The organism is Anaerococcus sp. (assembly GCF_022770135.1).
Lineage (GTDB): Bacteria > Bacillota > Clostridia > Tissierellales > Peptoniphilaceae > Anaerococcus.
Genome location: NZ_JALEIL010000042.1, coordinates 1 through 3,049, shown reverse-complemented (window position 1 = coordinate 3,049; position 3,049 = coordinate 1). Strand labels below are relative to the sequence as shown.

Annotated in this window: 3 protein-coding genes and 1 pseudogene; 1 reads left to right on the top strand and 3 read right to left on the bottom strand. The window is 35.7% G+C overall.

The features are described from left to right. The 3 genes and pseudogenes from MRZ08_RS01575 to MRZ08_RS01565 all read right to left on the bottom strand — a co-directional run. Nucleotides 1-509 (bottom strand): annotated as a pseudogene (locus MRZ08_RS01575) (coproporphyrinogen dehydrogenase HemZ); the annotation flags it as partial. A 292-nt stretch (nt 510-801) separates the two neighbouring features. Further along, complete coding sequence (locus tag MRZ08_RS01570) at nt 802-1,440, bottom strand: CpXC domain-containing protein (RefSeq protein ID WP_297378538.1); 639 nt, start codon at nt 1,438-1,440, stop codon at nt 802-804. Between the two features lie 53 nt (nt 1,441-1,493). Beyond that, nucleotides 1,494-2,039, bottom strand: coding sequence for an ECF transporter S component (locus MRZ08_RS01565; RefSeq protein WP_297378536.1), 546 nt, complete (start codon nt 2,037-2,039; stop codon nt 1,494-1,496). 72 nt (nt 2,040-2,111) lie between these two features. On the opposite strand from MRZ08_RS01565, the gene MRZ08_RS01560 reads away from it, so the two are divergent. Beyond that, nucleotides 2,112-2,777 carry a hypothetical protein gene (locus tag MRZ08_RS01560; RefSeq protein WP_297378533.1) on the top strand — a complete coding sequence of 222 codons (666 nt, stop codon included), beginning with the start codon at nt 2,112-2,114 and terminating at the stop codon, nt 2,775-2,777. Nucleotides 2,778-3,049: the final 272 nt, after the last annotated feature.

The following is a 3,049-nucleotide window of genomic DNA, read 5'->3' as shown; positions in this document are numbered from 1 at the left end:
GGAAGATTTATATTTTCTATCTCGTAGATTAGAGATGAGATATATTCTCCCTTTTCCTTCCTATCTCCCACAATCGTAGGATAGGAGCAATACTTGCATCTCGTAGGACAGAAGGGAATATTGATGTAAAGTGAAAAATCGTTAGAATCAAAAGACATGGCTTCTTGTAAGTTCCTGATATCTTCAAGGAGCTTAAGCTTCTTATCACTTATTAAATACTTTTCCTTAAGATCTGCTGGACTCATCTTTTCCAAGAGCTTGGATGGCTTAGATCCTGTAAGATAACCCCAAGGAGACTGGTAGCCTGTCTCTTTTACTAAAAGTTCGTAAAGCTTTCTTTTAAGATCAGCCTCCTTGTAGGCTATCTTTCTTTCACCAAATATAATTTCCTCATCATAAACTTTTAGACTAGCATCTTCATCAAAAGCCAAGTCATCATGGTCATAGAAGATATTTAATATATCATAAACCTGTTTTCTTTTCTTATTATTTGCGACATAGAATTTCATAGGGATACTATACTAGAATTTCCTCAAATAAAAAAAGCGGAGAACCGCTCCTAAACTGTATACCCCCCTTATTTCGACCGAACGAAGTGAGTGGAGAAATCTCATGAGATCTCTCCATGCGTTCGTTTCACTCACACTAGAACCTAATAGCAAATATAACCTAGCTATTAGTTTTAGGGTTAAATGTGCCAATTAAGGCACATTTAACTAGTCGAGATAAGGGTAACTTAAGTATAAAATAAATTTAAATTAAATCCACTTTGTCTACTTTATGAAAGCGGCGAACCGCTCCTTATTTGATATTTTTGAGAAAATCGAAGGCCCAAGCCCTATCTATCACTTCTGCCTTTTCTTCAAAGTATGGGCTGTATTGGTCGTAGATTTTCTCGTAGATTTCCCTTAAGAAAGGAAGCTTCATAGAATCTCCCCCTCTGGTTTGTATATCAAAGGACTCATCTAGACCATAGCGAAAGCTTGCTACTTGGTCGTGACTTAGGCTTAGGTCATCACTTTCTAGAAGGATATATTTCATAAGCTCAACTGCCCTCATAGAAAGTCCAGCTTCCATTAGGATAATCTTTTCTCTTAAATCATTTATCTCTGTCGTAAGGATAACTTCAAACTTCTCAGCTTCATTTTTCCTTACTGCATCGAGGAGCTTGAAGGAAGACCTTAGGGCAATCTTGTTTTTGACATCGACGAAATTCGGATCGTTGATAATCATAAACTTAAGAGAGTCATCTGTGTAGACAAATCTGTAGTTTAGGATAAATTCATGTCCGCACTCAGGGCAGGTCGCTTGAGCAAAAGTCCCTTTTAGGATTTCTTCCCTTTCGATTGAATCTTCAAAAACTGCTGTATTAAATTCACCATCAAAACCATGACCACATTCAGGACAGGTCATGTGAAATTCTTTTAATCTTTCCTTCATAATAACCCCTTCATTTTTCTTTCTAAGTTAATAAATACCCAAAAGAGCCTGTTTTATTCAAACTTTACTGATTTAAGCAAAGGCATGGCAAGGATAAAGGCTATGATTACAGAAATTAGGGCGTTAAATAAAGAAACCCCCGCCTTTGGTATAAGCTCTGCCATGACAGCTTCATTGGTAAAGCCCATCACAAATTTGTTGGTAATATAAGTCTTTAATAAGTACAAGAAAACATAGGTAAGCTGACCTAAGATAGCAGCAATAACTAGTCTTTTCTTATCGACAAGCTCATTTCTCTTCCTATAGATTGCTCCTGCAACAAAGGCTAGGGCAAACTTTGTAACGAAAGTTATAGGTGCTGAAGTAAAATATACTGGATCAAATAAGTCAAACAAGGCAGAGCCAAGTCCTGCCGCAAGTCCACCGAATCCCGGCCCCATAAGGATTCCTGCCAAAAGACAAAATACATTTCCTAGATGAAACCTAGTTTGGCCAAAAGGTGTCACAACTGGAATTTGAAAAAATCTGGAAAATATGTAGACTAGGGCTGTAAAAAGCGCAACATAAATCAGCTTTTTGGTTGTTAAATTTTTATTCATAAAACCTCCTCGAAAAATATTTCATTTATAGTATAACACAAATTGTAAAGTAAAAATATAAGAGGTGATAAAATGAGTAAAAATTTAGGACCAATACATTACATGATGTATGAAAAAATTAAATTTCAAGATAAAATAACAGATTATATAATGGAAGGAAAGACAGAAGAGATCGATAAGGACTTTCCAAGGGTCAAAACAGGTCCCCTAGAAGACTTAGTAGATCAAGAAAATATCCACGGCTGGCTATCTTCTAGAATAGACATGGTTGAAAATAGACTGGCAAGAGCTATAAACTTAGCAGAAAATCCAGGAGAAAAATTCTACGATCTAGGAAAAATCGAAGGAAGTAAGGAAAAACTTGATAGCTTCGAAGAAGTCTTCGACAAACTAAACCTAAGACTTCTAGACGGCATGCCATGTGATAGGGCACTTAGAGCAGGAATGGACGAAGAAGGCAACCTCCTTCTAATAACAGATACCAACCTCCACCAACAATACGAAAATGAAGCAATAAACCCAGAAGACTCCCTAACAGACAGCTGCGAGGGTGGCCACGACCACGATAGCCACGAGACATTTGAAATAGGAAAAGTAAGTGGAGTAGAAAATAAAAAAGAAAAATCCAAATACCACCAAATGAGATATGAATTTATAAAAGGATTTTTAGAAAATACTCCATTTAAGGTTGAGCTTTTGGATGGGGTGAATATTAAAATTGGGAAGGAGATATTTTAAAATATCTGAGACTAAATGTTATAGATATTGAATATATTTATGTATAGGAATATACTTTCGAGCAGGGTTGAGCCCTTCGTATTCTTAAAGGATAAGTTGGTATATTAAATATAAATTTTTAAATAAGTAACTGGTATGGATACAATAAATAGTACAGTTTAAAATCGAACGTATGATACAATAAACAATAAGAAAACATAGGGGGGATTTTAAATTGGCTAGACACTACGAAGAAGACTTTAAAAAGCAAATAGTAGAAATCTTTAACCAAG